18 protein-coding genes are annotated in these 23,650 nt (G+C 71.9%); 4 read left to right on the top strand and 14 right to left on the bottom strand.

Going from position 1 to position 23,650, the window contains the following annotated elements:
* The first annotated feature begins 34 nt into the window (after positions 1-34).
* The 4 genes from GA0070607_RS19600 (at position 35) to GA0070607_RS33425 (ending at position 5,118) form a co-directional block, all read left to right on the top strand.
* The gene (locus tag GA0070607_RS19600) at positions 35-3,364 is read left to right on the top strand and encodes a ThuA domain-containing protein (RefSeq protein WP_089019502.1); all 3,330 of its coding nucleotides are present in this window, start codon (positions 35-37) and stop codon (positions 3,362-3,364) included.
* Positions 3,365-3,458: 94 nt separating this feature from the next.
* Complete coding sequence (locus tag GA0070607_RS19595; protein WP_231929998.1) at positions 3,459-4,529, top strand: sugar phosphate isomerase/epimerase family protein; 1,071 nt, start codon at positions 3,459-3,461, stop codon at positions 4,527-4,529.
* Between the two features lie 104 nt (positions 4,530-4,633).
* A complete protein-coding gene (locus GA0070607_RS33430) occupies positions 4,634-4,774 on the top strand; it encodes a hypothetical protein (RefSeq protein ID WP_231929991.1) in 141 nt (46 codons plus the stop codon).
* A 32-nt stretch (positions 4,775-4,806) separates the two neighbouring features.
* A complete protein-coding gene (locus GA0070607_RS33425) occupies positions 4,807-5,118 on the top strand; it encodes an ROK family protein (protein WP_231929989.1) in 312 nt (103 codons plus the stop codon).
* A gap of 39 nt (positions 5,119-5,157) precedes the next feature.
* Here the strand turns inward: GA0070607_RS33425 and GA0070607_RS19585 are convergent, their stop codons facing one another.
* The 14 genes from GA0070607_RS19585 to GA0070607_RS19520 all read right to left on the bottom strand — a co-directional run bounded on the left by GA0070607_RS19585 (position 5,158) and on the right by GA0070607_RS19520 (position 23,608).
* A complete protein-coding gene (locus GA0070607_RS19585; protein WP_089019501.1) occupies positions 5,158-6,165 on the bottom strand; it encodes a sugar phosphate isomerase/epimerase family protein in 1,008 nt (335 codons plus the stop codon).
* Between the two features lie 218 nt (positions 6,166-6,383).
* A complete protein-coding gene (locus tag GA0070607_RS19580) occupies positions 6,384-6,878 on the bottom strand; it encodes a sensor histidine kinase (protein ID WP_157743180.1) in 495 nt (164 codons plus the stop codon).
* A gap of 235 nt (positions 6,879-7,113) precedes the next feature.
* Positions 7,114-9,231: a ThuA domain-containing protein gene (locus GA0070607_RS19575; RefSeq protein ID WP_089019499.1), complete on the bottom strand. Its 2,118-nt coding sequence runs from the start codon at positions 9,229-9,231 to the stop codon at positions 7,114-7,116.
* A 75-nt stretch (positions 9,232-9,306) separates the two neighbouring features.
* Positions 9,307-12,183 carry a PQQ-dependent sugar dehydrogenase gene (locus GA0070607_RS19570; protein ID WP_089019498.1) on the bottom strand — a complete coding sequence of 959 codons (2,877 nt, stop codon included), beginning with the start codon at positions 12,181-12,183 and terminating at the stop codon, positions 9,307-9,309.
* A 225-nt stretch (positions 12,184-12,408) separates the two neighbouring features.
* Positions 12,409-13,476, bottom strand: coding sequence for a polyprenyl synthetase family protein (locus GA0070607_RS19565; RefSeq protein ID WP_089019497.1), 1,068 nt, complete (start codon positions 13,474-13,476; stop codon positions 12,409-12,411).
* Complete coding sequence (locus GA0070607_RS19560) at positions 13,473-14,897, bottom strand: alkaline phosphatase family protein (protein ID WP_172899066.1); 1,425 nt, start codon at positions 14,895-14,897, stop codon at positions 13,473-13,475. Before GA0070607_RS19560 ends, GA0070607_RS19565 begins: the two co-directional genes overlap by 4 nt.
* On the bottom strand, positions 14,894-16,096 hold the full coding sequence (eboE, locus tag GA0070607_RS19555; protein ID WP_089019496.1) for a metabolite traffic protein EboE: 1,203 nt from the start codon (positions 16,094-16,096) through the stop codon (positions 14,894-14,896). Before eboE ends, GA0070607_RS19560 begins: the two co-directional genes overlap by 4 nt.
* Entirely contained in the window at positions 16,096-16,950 is an 855-nt protein-coding gene (locus GA0070607_RS19550; RefSeq protein WP_089019495.1) for a TatD family hydrolase, read from the bottom strand. The genes eboE and GA0070607_RS19550 overlap by 1 nt, the downstream gene beginning before the upstream one ends.
* Complete coding sequence (locus GA0070607_RS19545) at positions 16,950-17,588, bottom strand: EboA domain-containing protein (protein WP_089019494.1); 639 nt, start codon at positions 17,586-17,588, stop codon at positions 16,950-16,952. Before GA0070607_RS19545 ends, GA0070607_RS19550 begins: the two co-directional genes overlap by 1 nt.
* A gap of 56 nt (positions 17,589-17,644) precedes the next feature.
* On the bottom strand, positions 17,645-18,664 hold the full coding sequence (locus GA0070607_RS19540) for a sugar phosphate isomerase/epimerase family protein (RefSeq protein WP_089019493.1): 1,020 nt from the start codon (positions 18,662-18,664) through the stop codon (positions 17,645-17,647).
* Entirely contained in the window at positions 18,661-19,530 is an 870-nt protein-coding gene (locus tag GA0070607_RS19535; protein ID WP_089019492.1) for an SCO3242 family prenyltransferase, read from the bottom strand. The genes GA0070607_RS19540 and GA0070607_RS19535 overlap by 4 nt, the downstream gene beginning before the upstream one ends.
* Positions 19,514-20,680 (bottom strand): inositol-3-phosphate synthase, encoded by a 1,167-nt coding sequence (locus tag GA0070607_RS19530; RefSeq protein ID WP_089019491.1) that lies wholly within the window; start codon positions 20,678-20,680, stop codon positions 19,514-19,516. The genes GA0070607_RS19535 and GA0070607_RS19530 overlap by 17 nt, the downstream gene beginning before the upstream one ends.
* A gap of 628 nt (positions 20,681-21,308) precedes the next feature.
* Entirely contained in the window at positions 21,309-22,502 is a 1,194-nt protein-coding gene (locus GA0070607_RS19525) for a Gfo/Idh/MocA family protein (protein ID WP_408630917.1), read from the bottom strand.
* 53 nt (positions 22,503-22,555) lie between these two features.
* The gene (locus GA0070607_RS19520; RefSeq protein ID WP_089019489.1) at positions 22,556-23,608 is read right to left on the bottom strand and encodes a substrate-binding domain-containing protein; all 1,053 of its coding nucleotides are present in this window, start codon (positions 23,606-23,608) and stop codon (positions 22,556-22,558) included.
* Positions 23,609-23,650 lie beyond the last annotated feature (42 nt).

Raw genomic sequence — 23,650 nt, 5'->3', positions numbered from 1 at the left:
CTGAGGCGGACCCGCCCGACCAGAGCGAGGTTCGATGCGTAGACCAATCGGCCGAAGAGCCGCCACCTATCTCAGCCTTCTCACCCTCGTCGGCGCGACGCTCGTCGCGACCGAACCACAACGGGCCACACCGGCGCAGGCCGCGCCCGCGGCCGGGAGCAACGGCATCCAGTACAAGATTCTCGTCTTCACCCGGTCGGCCGCCGGCAACCACGCGACCACGGACGCCGGCGTCGAGGCGATCCGCCAACTCGCCAACGACCGGCGCTTCACGGTCGAGGTGACCGACGACGCCCGGAAGTTCGACGAGCCGCACCTGAAGCAGTTCCGTGCGGTGGTCTTCCTGAACACCTCCGGCGACGTGCTGACCGACCGCCAGCAGGCCGCGTTCGAGCAGTACTACCGCGACGGCGGCGGCTTCGTCGGCGTGCACTCCGCGATCGAGGCCGAGCCAGGCTGGGCCTTCCTCGACAACGTGCTCGGCACCCGGGCCGTGGGCGCCCCCGCGCCGGCCAGCCCAGCCACGGTGACCGTCGCCGACCGGGTGCACCCGGCGTCCGCGCCGCTGCCGGAGCGGTGGACCACGACCGACCGGTGGTACAACTTCGCGGCCAACGTCCGGGGCGTCTCACACGTCCTGGCCACGGTGGACGAGAAGACGTACTCCGGCGGCACCATGGGCATCGACCACCCGGTCACCTGGTGCAAGGACTACCAGGGCGGCCGGTCCTTCTACACCGGACTCGGCGCCACTCCGGAGAGCTTCTCCGGTGCCGACCTACGCGCTCACCTCGCCGGGGCGATCCAGTGGGCGTCCGGCACCACCGACGGCGACTGCGGCGCGACCGTGCTGGCCAACTACCAGATGGAGGTCATCGGCGCGCAGCCCAACGTCAACGAGCCGATCGGCTTCGACGTGCTGCCCGACGGCCGGGTGATCCAGACCGACCGCCGCGGTGGCGTACGGCTGCACGACCCGGAGACCAACACGACCAGCGTGCTCGCCCAGATCCCGGTCTACACGCACAGCGAGGACGGGATGTACGGGCCGGCGGTCGACCGAGACTTCGCCACCAACCGGTGGGTCTACCTCTACTACGCCCCGCCGTTGGACACTCCGGCCGGCGGCGCGCCCACCACCAGCACCGACCCGGCGGCCTGGGACCAGTGGAAGGGCTACTTCCAGCTCTCCCGCTTCAAGTTCATCGACGGCGAGACCCCGTCGCTGGACGTCGCATCAGAGCAGAAGATCCTCCAGGTGCCGGTGGACCGGGGCGCCTGCTGCCACGTGGCCGGTGACATCGCGTTCGACTCGAAGAACAACCTCTGGCTGGTCACCGGGGACGACACCCCGGCCGGCGGCGGCGGGTCCGGCGGCTTCTCCCCGCACAACGACTCGGTCAGCGCCAGTGGGGTCTACCAGGCGCCGTTCGTGGACGCCCGGCGCAGCGCCGCCAACACCAACGACCTGCGCGGCAAGGTCCTGCGCATCGCGGTGGGAGCCGACGGCAGCTACACGGCCCCCGAAGGGAACATGTTCCCCGAGGCGCAGGACTCGGGCGACAAGAGCCGCCCCGAGATCTATGCGATGGGCTTCCGGAATCCGTTCCGGATCACCCTCGACAAGAACGACGTCGCCTACATCACCGACTACTCCCCCGACTCGTCGACCGCGGCGGTCGGCCGGGGACCGGCGGGAACCGGCCGGATGATGGTGGTGGACAAGCCGGCGAACTACGGCTGGCCGATGTGCGTGCAGCCGAACCTGCCGTACATCGAGATGAACTGGACCACCAACCCGATCTCTCCGGTCGCGCCGTTCGACTGCGCGGCGCCGCGCAACACCTCAAGGCACAACACCGGCCTGACCGACCTGCCGGCGGTGCAGAAATCGGAGCTCTGGTACTCGTTCCAGGCACCGACCCCGTGCCCGGAGTCCTACCTGTCCACCCCGACGCAGACCTGCCCCGTGCTCTTCCCTGAACTGGGCACCGGCGGCGTCGGACCGCACGGCGCGGCGCGCTACGACTACGACCCGGAGCTGAGGTCGGAGACGAAGTTCCCCGCGTACTTCGACGGCGCGATCATCTTCGGCGAGTTCACCCGGGACACGCTCAAGGAGATCCGGCTGGACGACCGGGGCGACATCCTGAAGATCAACAATGTGTTGAACTGCGGTCAGGCGCCCACCACCTCGGCCAAGCCGTTCCTCTGCGACAACCCGATGGACATGAAGTGGGGTCCCGACGGCAGCTTCTACCTGCTGACGTACGGCGATGGGTTCTTCAACGTCAACCCCGACGCGGCCATGCTGAAGTTCAGCTACGTCAAGGGCCTGCGGGCGCCGAACGCCGTGCTCACGGCCGACCGGACCAACGGCGCAGCGCCGCTGACCGTCGCGTATAGCAGCGAGGGGTCGAAGGACCCGGACCCGGCGGACTCCATCTCGTTCGCCTGGGACTTCGACGGCAACGGCACGACCGACTCCGTCGACCCGAACCCGACGCACACCTACACCGCCAACGGCGTCTACACCGCGCGGCTGACGGTGACCGACTCCAGCGGCAAGACCGCGTCGGCCAACACCACCATCACGGTCGGCAACACCGCCCCGACGGTGACCGTTACCACCCCGGTGGAAGGCGGCTTCTTCAGCTGGGGTGACGACATCCCGTGGTCGGTCACGGTCACCGACCCCGAGGACGGGCCTGTCGACTGCGCCAAGGTCGAGGTGACCTTCGTCCTCGGCCACGACAGCCACGGCCACGGTGAGGCCAACCAGTTCGGCTGCTCGGGCGTCCTGCCCACGGACCCTGACGACGCGTCGCACGGTGGCTACATCTACGGCGTGGTCAGCGCCTCCTACAGCGACAAGGGGGCGAACGGGCAGCCGGCACTGACCACAGTGGACCAGCAGATCGTCCAGGCCAAGCGGCAGGAGGTCGAGTTCGCCACGAACGAGTCCGGCACCACCGTCGGCGCGAGCTCCGACACGGGTGGCGGGCAGCAGCGCGGCAGCCTCGACCCGGGCGACTGGATCGCGGTGAACAACGGCGTGAACCTGCGGAACATGCAGTCGGTCACGCTGCGCACCTCCGGCGGCAGCGCGGCCACCGCCGGGCAGCCCCGGTTCGGCGTCCAGCTGCGGCTCGACTCGCCCACCGGCCCGGTGCTGACCACCGCCGTGGTCAACGCGACCAGCGGCAACAACGCCTTCACCAGCACCACCGCGCCGGTCACCGATCCGGGCGGCACGCACCGACTCTACCTCGTGTTCACCACAGTCCCGGGCGGTCCGACCAGCGGTCTCGGCAACCTGAACTGGGTCGAGTTCACCGGTCAGGGCATCGGCGTCGCGCCGTAGCGACCGCCACGGCCGGGGTCGCCGCCAGCGGCCCCGGCCCACCGCTCAACCCGTCACCCACATCGAGAACACGTACCAAGGAAGGCAGCAGCAGATGAACGACAGTCAGCACGGAATGAGCCGTCGCCGGATGCTCGGCGCCCTTGCCGGCGTCGCCGGCGCGGCAGCGGTCGGCGCCACCGGCCTGGCCTCCCCGGCCTTCGCCGGCAACGGCCTGCTGGTCCCCACCGGCAAGCGCGGCATCATCCTCTACAGCGTCCGGGACCGGATCAGCGCCGTCCCGGACGCCACCGAGGTGCCCTACGGCTTCGAGCGGGTGCTCGGTCGGCTCGCCGAGATCGGCTACAAGGAGGTGGAGTTCGCCGGCTACACGCAGCACAGCTCCATCCTGGGCCGACAGATCACCCCCGAGGAGATCCGCAAGATCCTTGACGACAACGGTCTGCGCGCCAACGGCTCGCACGCCTCGGTGCCAGGCACCGTCAACCCGACCACCATCGCGCAGTTCGAGCAGCAGCTGGACATCGCCGAGACGCTGGGCATGACCCACATCGGCACCGGCAACGACCCGACCGGCAGCAACTACAAGGCCGACTGGGACGCCGCCGTCGACCGGTGGAACACCTTCGGCGAGATGGCCGCCGCTCGAGGGCTGAAGCTCTACACGCACAACCACGACGCGGCGTACAACTTCCTGCTCGACAGCGGGCCGCTGGACGCCCAAGGCCGGCCGACCCGGTCGTCGGGGGTGCGGAAGCTGGAGTACTTCATCGGGCTGACCAACCCGGAGTGGGTCTGGTTCGAGATGGACATCTACTGGGCGCACGTGGCCCAGCACCGGTTCCGCAGCTACACCGACCCGGACGGGGTGACCCAGACCAGCATCTTCGACCCGCTGGCCGTGGTCGCGGCCCAGCCGATCCGGTTCCCGCTGTTCCACGCGAAGGACGGCACGTACAACCCGGCCAGCGCGGCCGGGTACGAGATGGTGCCGCTCGGCGAGGGTGACATCGACTACGGGAACTTCTTCGCCAACATGGGCGCGAAGGGTTACCACAACCCGATGTGGGAGCAGGACAACGCACCGGGCGGCGCCGCCGACCCGGGCCGCTCGCTGCGGTTCGCGGAGATCAGCTACCAGCACATGTCGGGTCTGCGGGGCTGACCGACCCGACACGCACGCCGGGGCCGCATCCGTCATCGGATGCGGCCCCTCGCGCCATGCGGCCGAAACACCGCCGTGCGAAACTCCGGCCGGAGGTGGTGGCGATGGTGCTCGTCACGCCGGAGAACACGCACCAGTCCCGGCTGGTCCGGCTGCTGCGCGACGACGGTCCCCGGTCCCGGGTGGATCTGGGCGACGTGCTGGGCTGCTCGCCGCCGCCCGGACGGGCCGGTCCCCCACGCTGACCGCCCGGCTCGCCGAGGCGGGCACCCCCACCGTGCGCGACGTCGCCGGGGCGGCGACCGCCGGCGACCCGGCCGCGCGGACGGTGGTACGCGACGCCGCCCGCCGCCTCGGTCGGGTGCTGGTCGGCCTGGTCAGCATCTTCAACCCCGGCATCGTCGTCATCGGGGGCGCGGTGGACGGCCTCGGGCACGTCCTGCTCGCCGAGATCCGCGCCGTGGTCTACCGCCGATCGGCGCCGCTCACCACCGGCACCATGCCGATCGTCCTGTCCGACCTGGCCGGCCGGGCCGGGGTGGTGGGTGCGGCGCGGCCAACCAGCGAGTGCGTCTTCGCCGTCGACTGACCGGGGGCCGACCAACGGTCGACCCCCGGCAGCTTCGGTTCAGTCCTTGCTGCTGAAGGCCGCGTCGAAGGCGGCGGACGGGGCGTCGAAGGCGAGCCGGCGGACGAACTGCAACGCCTCGGGTGCGCCGACCAGCCGGTCCATCCCGGCGTCCTCCCACTCGATCGAGATGGGCCCGGCGTAGCCGATGGCGTTCAACGCCCGGAAGCAGTCCTCCCAGGGCACGTCCCCGTGCCCGGTGGAGACGAAGTCCCAGCCGCGGCGCAGGTCCGCCCAGGGCAGGTGGGAGGCGAGCCGGCCGCGCCGACCGTCCCCGGTACGCACCTTGGCGTCCTTGCAGTCCACGTGGTAGATCCGGTCGGCGAAGTCGAAGATGAAGTTCACCGGGTCCAGTTCCTGCCAGACGAAGTGCGACGGGTCCCAGTTCAACCCGAACGCGGGCCGGTTGCCGATCGCCTCCAGCGTGCGCTTGGTCGTCCAGTAGTCGTACGCGATCTCGCTGGGGTGCACCTCGTGCGCGAAGCGCACCCCCACCTCGTCGAACACGTCGAGGATCGGGTTCCACCGGTCGGCGAAGTCCTGGTAGCCGCGCTCGATCATCGCCGGCGGCACCGGCGGGAACATCGCCAGGGTGTGCCAGATCGACGAGCCGGTGAAGCCGACGACCGTCTTCACCCCGAGCTTCGCCGCCGCCCGTGCGGTGTCCTTGATCTCCTCGGCGGCCCGCTGGCGGACGCCCTCGGGCTCCCCGTCACCCCAGATCCGGCCGGGCAGGATGTCCTGGTGCCGCTCGTCGATCGGGTGGTCGCAGACCGCCTGACCGACGAGGTGGTTGGAGATCGTGAAGACCTCGAGGTTGTGCTTCGCGAGCGTCTCCCGCTTGCGATCGACGTACGAGTCGTCGGCGAGCGCCTTGTCGACCTCGAAGTGGTCGCCCCAGCAGGCGATCTCCAGACCGTCGTAGCCCCACTCGGAGGCGAGCCGGCAGACCTCCTCGAACGGCAGGTCGGCCCACTGGCCGGTGAAGAGCGTGATGGGTCGCGCCATTGTCCTTCTCCCCTGTTGTGATGGGGATTCCGTGTGCGGACCGGGGCGAGGGTGACCGGTCAGAGCGGTACGCGGCACCGGGACGGGACACCGGTGGGTGCGGAACGCACCTGGGCCCGGCGGGTTGCGCCTCCCACCGGGTCACCGGCCACCGTCACGGTCGCCGGCCCCACCCTATTTCCGCCGGGCCCCATCGCGAAAGCCCCGCCGCCGGATCGTCACTCGGCCACCTCCTCGGGAGCGGGCAGGACAGCCCGGACGACGAAGCCACCCCCGGCGCGTGGGCCTGCGGAGAAGGTGCCGCCGATCCGCTCGGCGCGCCTACGCAGTGCGATCAGACCGTGCCCGGCGCCCCCGCCCATCGGCGCGGCACCAGCGCCGTCGTCGCGTACCTCGATGGTGATGCCCGTGGCGTCGTAGCGCAGCCGGACCGCGACCGGTGCGCCCGGCGCATGTCGATGCGCGTTGGTCAGCGACTCCTCGATGATCCGGTACGCCGCTGCGTCGACCGCGCCGGGCAGCGGCCGGGGCGGCCCGGCCAGGGTCCAGTGCACGGGCTGACCGGCGGCGAATCCCTCCACCAGAGCGTCCAGGCGGTTCAGGCTGGGCGCCGGCCCGGTCGACGTGTCCGGCTCCTCGGCGCCGCGCAGCGCCCAGCGCAGCCGGTTCCCCTGCGCCCGCACCATCCGGCGCCACTGCGCGAAACGCCCCATGCTGGTCAAGGTACGGCAGCCGGCTGCGAACCCCGCCCGCGGCGTACCGACTGCCTCGCGGCTCGCGGGTGCCGCGCCGACCGGCGACCCGGGTTGCCGGCGCGTGGGCGTCCATCGACGTGAGCGCGACGCATCCCGCCGGCCGGGGCACAACCGGCGGGATGCGTCAGCGCCGAGGTCGAGTGGCCTGGAGGGGCCGTCCGCCGTGCCGGGGAGCCCCTCCAGACTCAGCCGGTCAGGGCAGCGTCCACTTCTGGTTGGCCGCGCCGTTGCAGGTCCAGAGGTGCACGACCGTGTTGTCCGCGGAGTTGTTCCCGGAGACGTCGAGGCACTTGCTCGACGACGTGTTGCGCAGGCTGCCGTCGGCCTGGGCCGCCCAGTTCTGCGCCCCGGTGCCGTTGCAGGTCCAGAGCTGGATCTTGGTGCCGTCGGCGGTGCCGTTGCCGGACACGTCCAGGCACTTGCCCAGCGCCTTGACCGTCGAGTTCGGCGTCACGGTCCAGGTCTGCGCCGTACTCCCGTTGCAGGTGTAGATCTGGATCTGGGTGCCGTCGGCGGTGCCGCTGTTCCGCACGTCGAGGCACTTGCCGCCCAGGCCCTTGATCGGGCCGACTCCCGGCGTGCCGCCACCGCCGCCCCTGACCAGGGTGAAGTCGTCCACGTCGAAGAGCCCGGTGCCACTACCGGTGAAGGTGAGGTAGAGGCTCTGGGCGCCGGACGGGACACCGGACAGCGCGGTGGTGACGTTGGCGAAGGTGGTCCAGCTGCCGGTGTTCGGCACCGCGACCGAGCCGAGCACCGGGCCGGTGGCCGAGCCGGTACGGACCTGGATGGTGCCGCCCGCGCCGCCCGAGACGACCCGGGAGGTGAACGAGGTGACCCCGGTCAGGTTCACGCCGTTGTACGCGGCCCAGTCACCCGGGTCGATGTAGCCGATGGTCTGGCCACCATTGGCGCCCGCCTTGGTGAACGGGGTGACCCCGTTGGCCGAACTGAAAGCCTCGGCCTGGACTGTGGTGTTCCCCGTCGGCGGCGGCGTGGTGCCCAGCTCCTTGATCCGGATGTTGCGGAACGAGGCGTCGTCGCCGGTGCCGTGGTTCTGGATGCCGATGTGCCCGGCCAACGAACGAACCGGGTTCGTGTTGGTGAAGTCGTTGATCTTCACGCCGTTGAGGAAGATCTGCAACCGCTCACCCTCGACCAGCAACTCGTAGGTGTTCCACTCCCCCGGCGCGTTCAGCGCCGCGTCACGGGCGGCGATGTCGGCGGACTTGAAGGTGTAGACCGATCCGGTGGTGCGGTCTGCCGCGTCGGTGGCGTCGATCTGGATCTCGTAGCCGTTGTCCACAGCCGACCAGGGGTCACTGGAGGGTGGGAAGCCGATGAACACGCCGGAGTTGTCGTCCCCGGCCAGCTTCCAGTCCAGCTTCAACGAGTAGTTGGTGAACTGCTTGGCGTTGTACCAGAACAGCCCCATCCCGCCCACCGAGGTGAGGGTGGCGTCGGAGTTGGTGAAGTTGCCCGGGCCAGCCTGCGACCAGCCGCTGGTCGAGCCGTTGTAGAGCGGGGTGTAGCCGGTCTCGGGCCGGCAGTCGGCCTTGCTGCGACCGGCCGCGTACCGGATGCCGCCGAGTAGATGCGCCCGGAACGCCGGCTCGGCGTACGACGCCTGGGTGTGCCCGCCGCCGGTGTAGAACGACCGGCCACCGCTGTAGCTCTTGCACCAGGAGTGCGGGTGGTCGGCGCCCATCCCGCCACCGGAGTACGACGACTCGTCGAGGGTGGCCAGCACGTGGGCCGTGGACCGGGCGTTGGTCCGGTAGTTGTACCACTCGTCGGTGCGGGTCCAGGTCTGCGGCAGGTGCCCGGTCGCCGCGTGCCCCCGGTCCTCCACCTTGACGTTGGCCTGCTGGATGGCCGGGTGCGAGGCGAACCACGCGCCGACCAGGTTGCCGTAGAACGGCCAGTCGTACTCGGTGTCGGCGGCGGCGTGCACGCCCACGTACCCCCGGCCGGAGCCGATGTACGACTCGAAGGCCGTCTGCTGGCTGGCGTTGAGCACGTCACCTGTGGTGTTGAGGAAGACGACCGCCTCGTACTGGTTGAGGTTGGCGGTGGTGAAGGCGGCGGCGTCCTCGGTGGCGGTGACGGTGAAGCTGTTGCCCGCGCCCAGGTCGCGGATGGTCTGGATGCCGACCGGGATCGCGTCGTGCCGGAAGCCGGCCGTCTTGGAGAAGACCAGCACGTCGTAGGGGGCGTCGGCGGCGCTGGCCGGGCTGGCCGGGGTGGTGCAGGCGAGGACGGCGAGGACGGCGGTGGCCGCGCCGAGGACGGGTCGCAGGAGTCTGCGCATATCGCTCTCCTAATTGCGGTTAGGAGGGGCCCCTTGTACAACACTAGGCGTTAACAAGGGGCCCTTCCTTTCAGCTCAGGGCAGGATCCACTTTTGGTTGGCAGCGCCGCCGACACAGGTCCAGAGGTGGACCGCCGTGCTGTCGGCGGAGTTGTTGCCGGAGACGTCGAGGCACTTGCCGGACTGGACGTTGCGGACCGTGCCGTCGGCCTGCGCTGCCCAGTTCTGCGCACCGGTCCCGTTGCAGGTCCAGAGCTGGATCTTGGTGCCGTCGGCCGAACCGCCGCCCGAGACGTCGAGGCACTTACCCAACGCCCTGATCGTCGAGTTCGGCGTGACCGTCCAGGTCTGCGCCGTAGTGCCGTTGCAGGTGTAGATCTGGATCTGCGTGCCGTCGGCGGTGGCCGCGTTGCGCACGTCCAGGCACTTGCCGGCCAGGCCCTTGATCGGGCCGGCCCCGCCGGTTGGCGGCGTGCCCGTGACGAAGGTGAAGGCGTCCAGGTCGTAGAGCGCGCCGGTGCCCGACCCGGCGAAGGTCAGGTAGAGCGTCGTGGTTCCGGTCGGCGGGTTGGTGATCGCCCCCGTCACCGTGGTGAAGGTCTCCCAGCCTCCGGTGACCGGCACAGTGGCCGAACCGAGCACCGTGCCGGTGGCCGAGCCGGCCCGGACCTGGAGCGTGCCGCCGGCACCGGCCGAGGAGACCCGGGCGCTGAACGACGTCACGTTGCCCAACCGGTACGGCTGGAACGCGATCCAGTCGCCGTTGTTGATGTCGCCGACGGTCTTGCCACCCTCGGCCGGGGTCTTGTTGAACACGTTGATCCCGGACGAGGTGCCGAAGAACTCGGCCTGCCGGTGCCGCGGCGGCAGCGTGTGCTGGGTGTGCGTGGTCAGCCCACCGGCGTCGGTGTACTCGGCGTCGAAGATGGCGAAGATGTTCGCGGCGTCGTCGTGCTCACCGTCGACCGGAATGGTGATCGATCCGGAGCAGCCGGTCTTCGAGGTGATCTGGTGACCGTGCTGGTCGTGCCCGAGGACGTAGGTCATCCTGACCTTCGTGCAGTCGATCGTGCCGTCCTCCGGGTCGGTCACGGTGATGCTGAACGGCACCGTGTCGCCGAAGCTGAACAGCTGCCCGTTGCCCGGGTTGTTGATCGTCACCGTGGGCGCGGTGTTGCCCACGTTGATCACCACGCTGGCGGTGCCGGTGGCGCCCTGCGGGTCCCGCACGGTCAGCGTCGCCGTGTAGGTGCCGTTGGTGGTGTAGGTCTTGGACGGGTTGGCCGCCGTGGAGCTGGTGCCGTCACCGAAGTTCCACGAGTACGTCAGCGCGCCGCCCTCCGGGTCCGAGGAGCCGGCCGAGGAGAACGTGACCGCCAGCGGCGCCGCGCCCGAGGTCCGGTTCGCGCTGGCCGAGGCGTTGGGCGCCCGGTTGCCGCCGCCGACGTAGTCGAAGCGGTAGAGCGCGGAGTTGGCGTCACCGTTGAAGTAGCCGGTGCCGTAGTCGAGCACGTAGTACGCGCCGTCCGGGCCGAACGCCGAGTCCATCACCTGCTTGCCCACCCAGGGGAAGCTGTCGATGGTGCCCCGGGAGCCGTCGGCGTTGACGTGGATCGGCTTGATCCAGCCGCGGCCGAACTCGGTGGCGAAGAACTGCCCGTCGAACGACTGCGGGAACTTCGTGGTCGAGGTGGACGAGGCGTTGTACCGGTAGACCGGGCCGCCCATCGGTGACTCGGAGCCGCCACCGAACTCGGGCGGGGTGCCGGCGTCGCCGGCGTACCGGATCCAGGCCGGCTTGGCCGCCGGCAGGGTGCCCAGGCCACTGTTGCGGAACGAGTTGTTGGTCGGCCCACCGGTGCAGTTGTACTTCGCCCCGCCGGTGTTTGTGGCGAAGTCCCACTCGTTGTAGGTCTCGGTGCTGGTGTTGGTGCCGGTGCAGTACGGCCAGCCGTAGTTGCCCGGCGCGGCGACCCGGTTGAACTCCACCTGGCCGGACGGCCCACGGGTGGCGCTGGTGGAGCCGGCGTCCGGCCCGTAGTCACCGACGTAGACGACGCCGGTGGCCTTGTCCACGCTGATCCGGAACGGGTTGCGGAAGCCCATCGCGTAGATCTCCGGCCGGGTCCTGGCCGTGCCGGGCGCGAACAGGTTGCCCGCCGGGATGGCGTACGTGCCGTTCGCGTTCACCTTGATCCGCAGGATCTTGCCGCGCAGGTCGTTGGTGTTGCCGGCGCTGCGCTGCGCGTCGTATCCCGGGTTGCGGTTGGTCCGCTCGTCCAGCGGCGCGTATCCGGCCGAGTCGAACGGGTTGGTGTCGTCGCCGGTGGACAGGTACAGGTTGCCGGCGGCGTCGAAGTCGATGTCCCCGCCGACGTGGCAGCACAGCCCGCGATCGGCCGGCACGTCGAGCACGTCGACCTTGCTGGCCTGGTTGATTGTGAAGTCGGCGTTGAGGGTGAACCGGGAGAGCCGGTTGACGCCCTGCCAGGCCGAGAAGTCGGTGCCGGTGGCGGGCGCGTCGCCGCCGGGGGTGGAGAGCGGCGGGGCGTAGTAGAGGAAGATCTGCCGGTTGCTGGCGAAGTTGGGGTCGACCCCGACGCCCTGCAGGCCCTCCTCGTCGTGGGTGTAGACCGGCAGGGTGCCGATCACCGAGGTGGTGCCGTTGGCGTCGGTGCGGCGCAGCGTGCCGTTGCGGGCGGTGTGCAGGACCGAGCGGTCCGGCAGCACGGCCAGCGACATCGGCTCACCCATGTCGGCCACGCCGCGGGCCAGCTCGACCTGCTGAAAGTCCGTGGCGTTGATGGGGTGGGCCTGTGCGGGGGTCGGGCCACCGAGCGCGGCCGGGCCGACGCCGAGCGCGACCGTGCCGGCCGCGGCCACCAGGAGCAGTGCCGATCCGGCGGAGAACCATCGTCGGGACCGGTGATTGGGTACGTCCTTTATGGACATGGGGGCTGTCCCTTCCTGACGAATGACTGCCAGGCCGGGCGCGCGCCGTCGCGCCGGATGCCGTAGCGGTGGTGGGGATGCCGATGGGTTACCGCGCCGCCGGTTCACCTCGACGAAACATTGTCGTGTTGGCCACGACACTAAATTGTGAAGTGTCGATGTGTCTATACCTTCCGGTTGATCGCCGTGAACTTTCGTCGATCCGATCGAAAGTCGGCAGGCGGATCAGGCGCGGCGGTCTATCGCCTGCGCGGCCAACGCGACAAGCGCGGCGCGGGCCTCCTCGGCCACCGCCGCGCTCTCCAGCGCGGCCAGCGCGGCCTCGGTCCGGACCCGGATCATCTGCTCGATGCGCTCCCGGGCCCCGGTCGCCTCGATGATCCCGCGCAGCTCCGCCGCGCCGTCGGCGTCCAGCGCCGGATTGCCGAACAGCTCCCGCAGCCGGGCGGTCTGCGGCCGGTCGGCGGCGCTGCGGGCGAGCGCCATCATCACCGTCGGCTTGCCCTCCCGCAGGTCGTCCAGAACCGACTTGCCGGTGACCGCCGGGTCACCGAAGACGCCCAGCACGTCGTCGCGGAGCTGGAACGCGTCACCGAGCGGGTCACCGAACTCGCCCAGCGCGGCGATCAGCTCCGGCCCCGCGCCGGCCAGAGCCGCGCCGATCTGCAGTGGCCGGGTCACCGTGTACCGGGCGGCCTTCATCCGGATCACGGTGAGCGCGCTGGCCACCGAGCCGTCGCCAACCCCGGACACCAGGTCCAGGTACTCACCGGCGATCACCTCGGTACGCATCAACGCGAACACCCCGTACCCCCGGTGCACCTGCTCGGTGCTCAGGCCGCACTCGTGGAACATCTGGTCCGACCAGGCCGCGCAGAGATCTCCGCAGAGCAGCGCCGTGTTGCGTCCGTACGCCTCGGGGTCGCCGCGCCAGGACGAGCGGGCGTGCAGGTCGGCGAAGAGCCGGTGCACCGACGGCTCGCCCCGGCGGCGGTCGCTGCCGTCCAGGATGTCGTCGTGGATCAACGCGAACGCGTGGAACAGCTCCAGTGCCGCCGAGGCCACCACGATCGGGGTGCCGTCGGGCGCCCCGGCGCCGCGCCAGCCCCAGTAGCAGAAGAGCGGGCGCAGCCGTTTCCCGCCGGCCAGCACGAACCGGTACAACGCGGTGAACACGCCGCGTGGCGCGCCGTCCGGCCAGTCCGGGCCCTGCCGGTCCAGGAAACCGGCCAGCTCCGCGTCGAAGCGCGCCCGTAGGCCACTCGCGTCGGCGGGCGCGACCGTGACGGTCATGAATCCTCCCCCGGCCCGTCCGCGTCGGCGCCGCCGCCCCGGGTCAGCCCGGCCAGCTCCAGCAGCAGCTCCTTGACCTCGGTGGCTGCGATCCGCTCCCGGGCCGCGGCCGGGTCGGAGCAGAGCAGCACCGGGGCGTCCGCCGGGTCGGTCGGCAACCGGCCGTGTGAGCCGCGTACCGCCCGGGCTCCGGCGTCCAGGCCGACCGCGCTCATCAGGTAGCGCATGCCCAGCTTCTTGCGGGCCAGCGCGATGCCCGCCCGACGCTTCGCCGCCCCCGGCGCGGCCGGGTCGAAGAACAGCTCGGCGGGGTCGTATCCCGGCTTCCGATGAATCTCCACCAGGCGGGCGAAGTCCGGCGCGCGGGCGTCGTCCAGCCAGTAGTAGTACGTGAACCAGGCGTCCGGCTCGGCCACCAGCACCAGCTCACCGGCGCGTGGATGATCCAGCCCGTGCGCGGCCTTGCCCTCGGCGTCGAGCACCTCGGCGACTCCGGGCAACCCGGCGCAGAGCTTCGCCACAGTCGGAACGTCGGCCGGGTCCCGTACGTAGACGTGCGCGACCTGGTGGTCGGCGACCGCGAACGCCCGGGACGTCCACGGGTCGAGGTACTCCATGCCCGCCTGGGTGTGCACCCGCAGCAGCCCCTCGGCGCGCAGCAGCCGATTGACGTCCACCGGTCGGGACACGTCGGTGATGCCGTACTCGGAGAGCACCACGACTGTCGCGTCGCGGGCCCGGGCGGCGTCCAGGAGCGGCCCGAGCACCGTGTCCAGCTCCGCCGCCGCGGCAGCGGCCTGCGGGGAGGACGGGCCGTACCGTTGCAGGTCGTAGTCCAGGTGCGGAACGTAGACCAGGGTCAGGTCGGGCGACACGTCGGCCAGGATCTGCTCCGCCGCCTGGCAGATCCACCGCGACGAGGGCAGCCCGGCGGTCGGCCCCCAGTAGGTGAACAGCGGGAAGGTGCCCAGCCGCCCGGTGAGCGCGTCGTGCAGCTCCGGCGGGTCGGTGTAGCAGTCCGGCTCCTTGCGACCGTCGGCGTGGTACACGGGGCGCGGGGTCACCGTCCAGTCGACGTCGGCGCCCATCGCGTACCACCAGCAGACGTTGGCGACGGTGTAGCCGGGCTCGGCCCGCCGGGCCGCCTGCCAGAGCTTCTCCCCGCCGACCAGCGCGTTGTGCTGCCGCCACAGCAGCACCTCACCCAGCTCCCGGAAATACCACCCGTTGCCGACGATCCCGTGCCCGCTCGGCGGCTCGCCGGTGAGGAAGGTGGACTGCACCGAGCAGGTCACCGCGGGCAGCACGGTGCCCAGCTCGGCCCGGAAGCCCCCGTCGGCGACCCCCCGCAGCCGGGGCATGTGCGCCAGCAGTCGCGGGGTCAACCCGACCACGTCGAGCACCACCAGTCGCCGGCTCATCGCGACACCACCGCCCCGGCCCTGGTCAGCTCCGGAGTCAGACCCAGACCGACCAGCTCGGCGCGGGCGAAGGCCAGCTCGGCGGCGATGCCGGCGGCCAGCTCCGCGTCGCTGCCGGGCCGCCGTGCGGCGGGCAGCACCCCCCAGGTGTACGTCTCCACGTCGAGGTGGTCACAGCCGGCGGCGGGGCCGGCGTAGAGCGCGGCCAGCGCGGCGCGCAGCACCGGCAGGGTGGAGCCGAGCGGTTCCTCGGGTGGGGCGTGCAGGGGCACGTGGTAGTGCACCCGCCACGGGCCGGGCAGCGCCGCGTCGAGCGCCGCGTCCAGATCGTCGGCCGCGTACGCCGGGTCGGCCGGGTCGGTTCCGCCGGCGCAGCCCGCGCCCCGGGTCTGGTGCAGGAAGCGTGGCTCCACCCAGCGGCGCAGCGCGTCGGCGCCACCGGCCGGGTCGGTCGCCTCGACGGCGGCGGAGACCTGCACCTTGACCACCGGCAGGCCGGCGCTCTCCAGCCGGGCCAGCGCCGTGGCCGGCTCCTCCCAGGCGCAGGCGAGGTGGGCCAGGTCGAGGCAGACGCCCAACCGTTCGGTGTCCACGCCGGACAGCAGTGCGGCGGCCTGACCGGTGCTCTCCACCACGCAGCCCGGCTCGGGTTCGAAGCCGACCCGCACCTGGCGGCCGGTGTCCCGTTGCACCCCGGCCAGGCCGGCGGCGAGCTGGTCGAGCCGGCGGCGGGCGGCGTCGGCCCGCTCGTCGTCCCAGGGCCGCCGCCAGGCCAGCGGCAGGGTGGAGATCGAACCCCGGGCGGCGTCGTCGGGCAGCAGGTCCGCGAGCACCCGGGCCAGGTCCAGGGTGTACGTCAGGCGCTGCTCGGTCGTCCAGTCCGGCCGGTAGACGTCGTGCTTGACCACCGGCGCCTGGAAGGCCGCGTACGGGAAGCCGTTGAGGGTGACCACCTCCAGCCCGCGCGCGTCCAGTTCGGCGCGCAGCCGGCGGCGCAGCGCCGGGTCGGCGGCCAGCTCGGCGGCGACCGGGGCGGCCAGCCACAGGCCGAGGCCGAGCAGGTCGGAGCCGAGCGCCGCGCGGACCGGCACGGCGTAGGTGTCCAGTTGGGCGAGGATGCCGGCGAGATCCTCGGCGGGGTGCACATTGGTGCAGTAGCCGAGGTGGACGGTGTCGCCGCCGGCGTGCCGCAGCCGCATCAGCTGCCGCCGCGCAGGATCGAGTTGCCGGTCCCCGGGTCCACGGCGGCCACGCCCAGGTCGGTCAGGTCGAGCCGGCCGGACTGCCCGTAGAACTGCACCGGGTTGCGCCACAGCACCCGGTCGACGTCGTCGTCGGTGAACCCGGCCAGCAGCATCGCCTCGCCGGTGGCCCTGGTCAGCAGTGGGTCCGAGCGTCCCCAGTCGGCGGCCGAGTTGACCAGCATCCGTTCCGTTCCGTACTCCCGCAGCAGCTCGACCATGCGTGGCGGTGACATCTTGGTGTCCGGATAGATGGAGAACCCCAGCCAGCAGCCGGTGTCCCGGACCAGCTTGACGGTCACCTCGTTCAGGTGGTCGACCACCACCCGGCCCGGGTCGATGCCGGACTCGGTGACCACGGCGAGGGTGCGCTCGACGCCCCGGGCCTTGTCCCGGTGCGGGGTGTGCACCAGCGCCGGCAGGTCGTACGCCACGGCCAGCGCGAGCTGCGCGGCGAACGCGTCGTCCTCCTCCGGGGTCATCGAGTCGTAGCCGATCTCGCCGACCGCGACGACCGCGTCCTTGTCCAGGTAGCGCGGCAGCAGGTCGAGCACCGGCCGGCAGCGCGGATCGTTCGCCTCCTTGGGGTTCAGCGCCACGGTGGCGTGGTGCCGCACCCCGAACTGCCCGGCGCGGAACGGCTCCCAGCCGATCAGGGAGTCGAAGTAGTCGGCGAACGAGGCGGCGCTGGTGCGGGGCTGGCCCAGCCAGAACGCCGGCTCCACCACCGCCCGGACGCCGGCGGCGGCCATCCGTTCGTAGTCGTCAGTGGTGCGTGAGGTCATGTGGATGTGCGGGTCGAAGATGCGCATCACGCCTCCGTGGGGGTGGGACGGTCGACGGGGCCGGTCCCTCCGCTGTGCGCGGTGAGCCGGTCGAGCAGGTCGGTGGCGTCGGCGGGCAACTCCCGGCCGGCGGCGTGCCGTTCGGCGGCCAGCGCGGCCAGCATCGCGGCCAGCTCACCGTCGGCGCGGGCGTCCAGGTCGGCCACCACGGCCAGCGGCACGCCGGAGAACACGCACTTGAGCACCGCCTGCCGCCAGGCCGCCGGGTCGAGATGCCGCGCGTACGGGCCGAGAGCGGCGGCGACCAGCCGGGTGTCGTTGGTCCGGATCGCGTCGTGCAGCAGCGGCACCCCGACGGCCCCGATCGGCAGCAGCGGCAGGGCACGCAGGACCGCCCGCCGCTCGGCCGCGTCGCCGTGCCGGTAGAGCGTGTCGGCGAGCTGGGCGTGGTCAGCGGGCAGGGCGGTGAGCAACAGCACCCGGGCGGCGTCGTCGGCCGTCCAGCCGGGTGCGTCGGGCAGTGCGGCCCGGCCGCAGCGCCGGCCGGCGGCCGGGAAGAGCCGGGTGATCGCGCCGGGCTCGGCCTCGACCCGGCGCAGCGCCGTGTCCAGCCAGTCGGGATCAGGTACGCCCCGCAGTGCGGCCCGTAGTGAATCCGGTGTCATCCCGTCTCCTCCCTCGTGCTGCTGCGAGGCACCCCAGGGGCGCCCACTGCTCTGCTTCACTCCACGCGACGGCCACTGTCCGGATATCGGACGGCCGCTGTCGCGTCCGTTGAAGCAGAGCAAAGGGCGCCCGCGGGCACCTCGTCCTCGCTACGCCGGCCAGTCGCCGTCGTGATCGCGGTGGTGCTCCGGGCCGCCGCCGTCGCGGCGGCGGCGCGCAGGAACTCGATCGACCGGGCGGCCACGGCGGGCGCGGCGTGCGAGTCCCGGGGCAGCTCGACGGCGACCAACCCGCGGTAGCCGGCCTGCGCCAGGGCCGCCAGCACCGGCGGGAAGTCGATCTCGCCGGCACCGAACTCCAGGTGCTCGTGCACGCCCCGGCGCATGTCGTCGATCTGCACGTTGACCAGGTGCCCGGCCACCTCGGCGACGCACTGCGGCACCGGCCACGGCTCCAGGCAGCGGCAGTGCCCGATGTCGAGCGTGATGCCGAAGCGGCGCGGCTCACCGAGCGCCGCGCGCAACCGACGCCAGCCGGCGATGTCCTCGACCAGCATCCCCGGCTCCGGTTCGAAGCCGAGGGTGACACCGGCCGCGTCGGCGGCGTCGACCACTGTGGCGCAGCCGGCCACCAACCGGTCCCAGGCGGTCTGCGCCGGCACCGCGTCGGGCCGGACGCCGGCCCAGAAGGAGACCGCCTCCGCACCCAGGTCGGCACCGACCCGGACGGCCCGGCGCAGGAACTCGACCCGCCGGGTCGGGTCGTCGTGCAGCAGCGTCGGTGCGTGCTTGTGCCACGGGTCGAGCAGGTAGCGGGCTCCGGTCTCGATCACCACCGAGAGGCCCAGCGCGCTCAGTCGCCGGCCCACCGCCGCGACCCGGCGGGTGAGACCGGGAGCGAACGGGTCGAGGTGGTCGTGGTCGAGCGTCAGCGCCACACCGACGTAGCCGAGGTCGGCGAGGACGGCGAGCGCGTCGTCGAGCCGGTGGTTGGCGAAGCCGTTTGTGCCGTACCCGAGGCGCAGCGTCCGTGCGTCGGCGGCCGGCGGTGCGGTGCGCGGCTGGGGGGCGGTCATGTCGGGGAGACCTTCCGAGCCAGCCGCCGGCCCAGCGGTGCCGCCGCGGCGACGGCCAGCCCGAGCAGGCCGGCTCCGCCGCGCGCGGTGAGCGCTCCCTGCAGGGCGGGCAGTCCGGTGATGCCGGCGCCGACCGCGGCGCGTACCCGCCCGGCTGACGGGTCCCGGACCACCTGGGCCTGGGCCGCGCCGTAGCGGGCGGCGTACCAGCCGGACAGTATCGCGGGCAGCGCGGCGACGATGCCGACCGATCGGGCCCGGCCGTCGGGTGCGGCGGCGCTGGCGGCGACCAGGGCGGTGCCGGCCAACGTGCGCAGCGGCAGGGCGGCGTCGGCGCCGGTGACCTCGCGGCGGGACAGCGCGGTGACCGTCCAGGTGTGCGCGGCGACGGTCGCCGCCGCCGGCAGCGCCCGGGTCAGCCGACCGCCGGACGCGCCGAGCAGCACGTCCAGCCCTCGACAGGCGGCCATCACGGCGGGCCCGGCGGCGGTGTTCTTGGCCAACAGGTCGTACCCCCAGATGCTGGCCGCCAGCGGCACGGCGAGCGCCGCGGCACGGCGACCGCCCACGGCGGCGGCCAGGCCGAGGCCGGCGGCGGTGAGGCCGGCCGCGAGACCGACCGCGGCGGCCGGGGCGACCCGACCGCTGGGGATGGGTCGCTCGGGCCGTTCGACGGCGTCCAACCGCCGGTCGGCCCAATCGTTGGCGGCCATGCCGGCCCAGTAGAGCAGCACCGAGGCGCCGGCCAGGGCGGGGGTACGCCGGTTCAGCGCGCCGGCCGCCGCCGCGCCGGCGACCACGTCGCCGGGGACCGAGAGCGCGGCCGGCGCCCGGACCAGTTCGGCGAGGTCAGCCAGCGTGGTCATCGGCACCGTCCCGGCCGGCGTGCAACTCGCGGGTGAAGTCGACCAGCCGGGCCCACTGCTCGGCCAGCGAGTGGGTCGGTGTGCCGAGCGGATCCTTGAAGAAGAAGCCCAGCTCGGACAGCGGCCCGACGTGCCCGGCGGCGTGCGCGGCGGCGGTGAGCCGGGCCAGGTCGAGCACCAGCGGCGCGGCCAGCGCGGAGTCGCAGCCGTGCCAGGTGAACTCCATCCGCATGCCGGTGCCGAGGAAGCCGGCGAAGGTGATCAGATCCCAGGCGGTCTTGAAGTCGCCCAGGTCCTCGACGTACTCGATCCGCGAGCCGCCCTGGGGCAGGTAGCCCAGCGTCTCGCCGAGCACCCGCTGCTTGCTCCGCACCTTGGCCGCGTTGGCGGCCGGGTCGGCGAGGGTGGCGCCGTCGCCGCCGCCGAGCAGGTTGACCCCGGACCAGGAGCGCACGGCCAGGTTCCGCATCGCGAACATCGGCGCGAGCACCGACTTGACAAGCGTCTCCCCGGTCTTGCCGTCGTGCCCGGCGTACGGCAGCCGGGCCTGCTCGGCCAGCGCGGTCAGCGCCGGCAGCCGCAGCCCGGTGGACGGGGTGAAGTCGACGTACGGGCAGCCGGCCAGCAGCGCCGCGTACGCGTACAGGGAGCTGGACGGCAGCACCTCGTCGGGGCCGGTGAGAGCGGCGCGCAGCGCCTCCGGATCGGCGTGCCCGGGATGCGGTGCGGGGGCCGGTTCGGTGGCCGAGACGTTGACGACCACCACCCGGTCCAGCGCGTGCCGCTCGCGGAAGGCGGTGAGGTCGCTCACCACGGCGGCGGCCCGGTCGGCCTGGGTGGCGCCGACCGGCGCGGGACGCAGCTCCTGCTCGACGGCGGCCAGCTCGTCCGGGAGCGCGGCGACCAGCCGACCGGGGATGACACCGCTGTCGGCCAGTGCCTCGGCCCGCTTGCACAGCGGGGTGGTGGCCAGGTCGTGCCCGCCGAAGACCAGATCGGCGAAGGACGGCAGGGCTGGACCGCGCAGCTCCGGCAGCTCGGTGACGCAGCCGGTCGGCCCGGCCAGGCCGGCCCGCAGCGCGAGCCCTCCGACGATGCTGGTGGTCGCGACGGAACCGCGCGCCCCCACCAACCAGACACCCGTTCGCATGGTGCTCCTTCCCGTTCAGGAGGAACCGTCGGTGTAACTAAATATAGGAATATCAGAATATTCCTCGGAAAGATACGCCCTGGGTGGATCGGCCCCGCCCGCCCGCCCCGCACCGGGATGGCACCGGAACCCGACGTCGGCGTCGGCGGCGACGACGCCGGACCGGCTCCCGGCACGGGTGCGGGCAGACGGGGCTGGTAGGCAGGGTCGGTCGGCGTCTCGACCCTGCCTCCCCCGCGTCCAGCCGACCGGGGCGTTGGCATGCCCCGACCGGACGTCTCAGGCCGCCGTGCCCACCGGATCGTCGACCAATGTGCGGCCCGCCGGACGTCGGCGAACGGAAGCGGTACGGGTGGGGGCAGCGGCGGGCGGTGCCATCAGGTCCTCCGGATCGCCGGGGGTGGTGGCGGTCCTCCGGTGCGGCCGGGGAATCCCGGTCCGGTCGCACCGGACGACCGTCCTGCTCGTGCGCCACCGGGCCGTACGGCCCGGCTGCACGCCCTCCGGTGCCGACCTGTCCCGGCCGCGGGGCGCAAACCGCGGCCGGTCCCTCGCCGGTCGACTCCGGAAAGCCGGTCGGGCGATGGCGGCGCGAACACCACCATCGCAGATGGTCAGAGGTCAGAGGTCAGACGGCCACCGCGGCCAGCGCCGGTTGCACCTCGGTCCAGGAGGAGCCGATCTCCGCCGAACGGGTCACCGCGTCCAGCACGAGCTGGACCTGCAACGCGTCGGCGAAGGAGGGAGCCGGGTCGACGCCGGTGGCGACCGCCTCGATGAAGTCGCGCATCTGGTGGGTGAAGGAGTGCTCGTAGCCGATGATGTGGCCGGGCGGCCACCACGCCGACATGTATGGGTGCTCCCCCTCGGTCACCAGGATGCGGCTGAAACCCTGTTCCACGCTGGGCCGGGTGGCGTCGTAGAACTCCAGCTCGTTGAGGCGTTCCAGGTCGAAGACCACGCTGCCCAGCGAGCCGTTGATCTCGACGCGCAGGGCGTTCTTGCGGCCGGTGGCGAACCGGCTCGCCTCGTACGTGGCCAGCGCGCCACCGTCGAGCCGGGCCACGAAGACCGCGGCGTCGTCGACGGTGACCGGACCGGTGACCGCAGCGTTGCCGTCGGCCGACCCACTGCCGTCCACCGAGGCCGCCAAACCGCTGGACCCGGCCGGCAACGGCCGTTCCTTGACGAAGGTCTCGGTGACCGCGCTGACGCCGGTGATCCGTTGGCCGGTGACGAACTGGGTCAGGTCGATGATGTGCGCGCCGATGTCGCCGAGCGCGCCGGAGCCCGCCCTGTCCTTCTGCAACCGCCACACCAGCGGGAACTGCGGGTCCACGATCCAGTCCTGCAGGTACGTCGCTCGGACGTGTCGAATCACTCCGAGTCGTCCGTCGGCGACGAGCTGACGCATCATCGTGACCGCGGGGACCCGGCGGTAGTTGAACCCGCACATCGACCGCACCCCGGCTGCCCGGGCGGTGTCCGCCGCGGCGGTCATCGCCCGCGCCTCGGCCACCGTGTTGGCCAACGGCTTCTCGCACAGCACGTGCTTGCCGGCGGCCAACGCGGCGAGGGCGATCTCGGCGTGGCTGTCGCCCGGGGTGCAGACGTCGACCACGTCGATGTCGTCCCGGCTGATCAGGTCACGCCAGTCCGTGGTGTACGCGTCCCAACCGAGCCGGTCGGCGGCGTCCGCCACCTTTCCGGTGTCCCGGCCGCAGATCAGCGCCATCCGGGCCCGCGCCGGCAGGTCGTACACGCGGTTCACGGTGCGCCACGCCTGCGAGTGCGCGGCGCCCATGAACGCGTAGCCGACCATGCCGACCCGCAGTTCTTTGTCTGTCGTGGACAAGGTGGGTCTCCCCCCGTGTGTCAGAACCCGAGCTTCTCGTAGCTGCTCGCGTTCTCCTTGGTGATCGTCTCCGAGGCGAGGGTCACTTCCTTGGGCACCTGCAGCTCGGTGAGGTCACCCAGGCCCCGGCCCTGCGCGATGAGCCGGGCCAGCGAGATCGCCGACGAGGCCATCGACGGGTTGTAGGTGACCGTCGCCTTGAGCACGCTGTTGTCGGCCTTGATCGCCTCGATCGCGAGCTTCGAGCCCGCGCCGCCGACCATGAAGAACTCGGAGCGGTTGGCCTGCTTGATGGCGGCGAGCACGCCGATGCCCTGGTCGTCGTCGTGGTTCCAGATCGCGTCGATCTTCGGCAGCGCCTGGAGCAGCTGGGCCGCCTCACGCTGGCCGCTGTCCGAGGTGAACTCGGCCGAACGGCGGTTGGACACCTTGAAGCCGTAGGTGGCCAGGGCCGCCGCGAAGCCCGCGCTGCGCTCGACCGTCAGCGGGATCTCCAGGCCGGCGATCTCACCGATGACCGGGTTGGCGACGCCCTTGTCCTTGAGCTGCTTGCCGATGAAGTGCCCGGCGGACACGCCCATGCCGTAGTTGTCGCCCTTGATGACCAGCCGTGAGGCCAGCGCGTCGGGGAAGACCCGGTCCAGGTTGACGATCGGGATGCCCGCCTGCATCGCCTGGAGGGCGACCGCGTTGACCTCCTTGCCGTCGTGCGGCAGCACCACGATGATGTCCGGCTTCTGGGCGATCAAGGTGCCGAGCGTGGAGCGCTGCGCCTCCGAGTTCGCCCCGCCGTCGACCTCCTTGAGCTCGACGTCGGAGTAGGCGGCAGCCTGCGCCTTGGCGTTGGCGTGGATCGCGCCCATCCAGCCGTGGTCGGCGGCGGGGGCGGAGAAGCCGATGACGACCTTCCTGCCCGGGGCGTTGTTGCCGGCGCCGTCGCCGGCGGCCTTGGTCTGCGTGCTGGCCGCCGGGGTCTCGTTACTGGTGCAGGCGGTGAGCAGGGTGGCGGCGCCGACGGCGGCACCACCGAAAAGCAACCGACGGCGCGACAGGTCGCGACTGTGCTGGGTCATGACGACCTCCTGGGAACGGAATGGAGTTGTTGAGGGTGTGCG

Source organism: Micromonospora coriariae (assembly GCF_900091455.1).
GTDB lineage: Bacteria > Actinomycetota > Actinomycetes > Mycobacteriales > Micromonosporaceae > Micromonospora > Micromonospora coriariae.
Note: the sequence above shows the minus strand (reverse complement) of the source record. Positions and strands in the feature narration are given on the sequence as shown.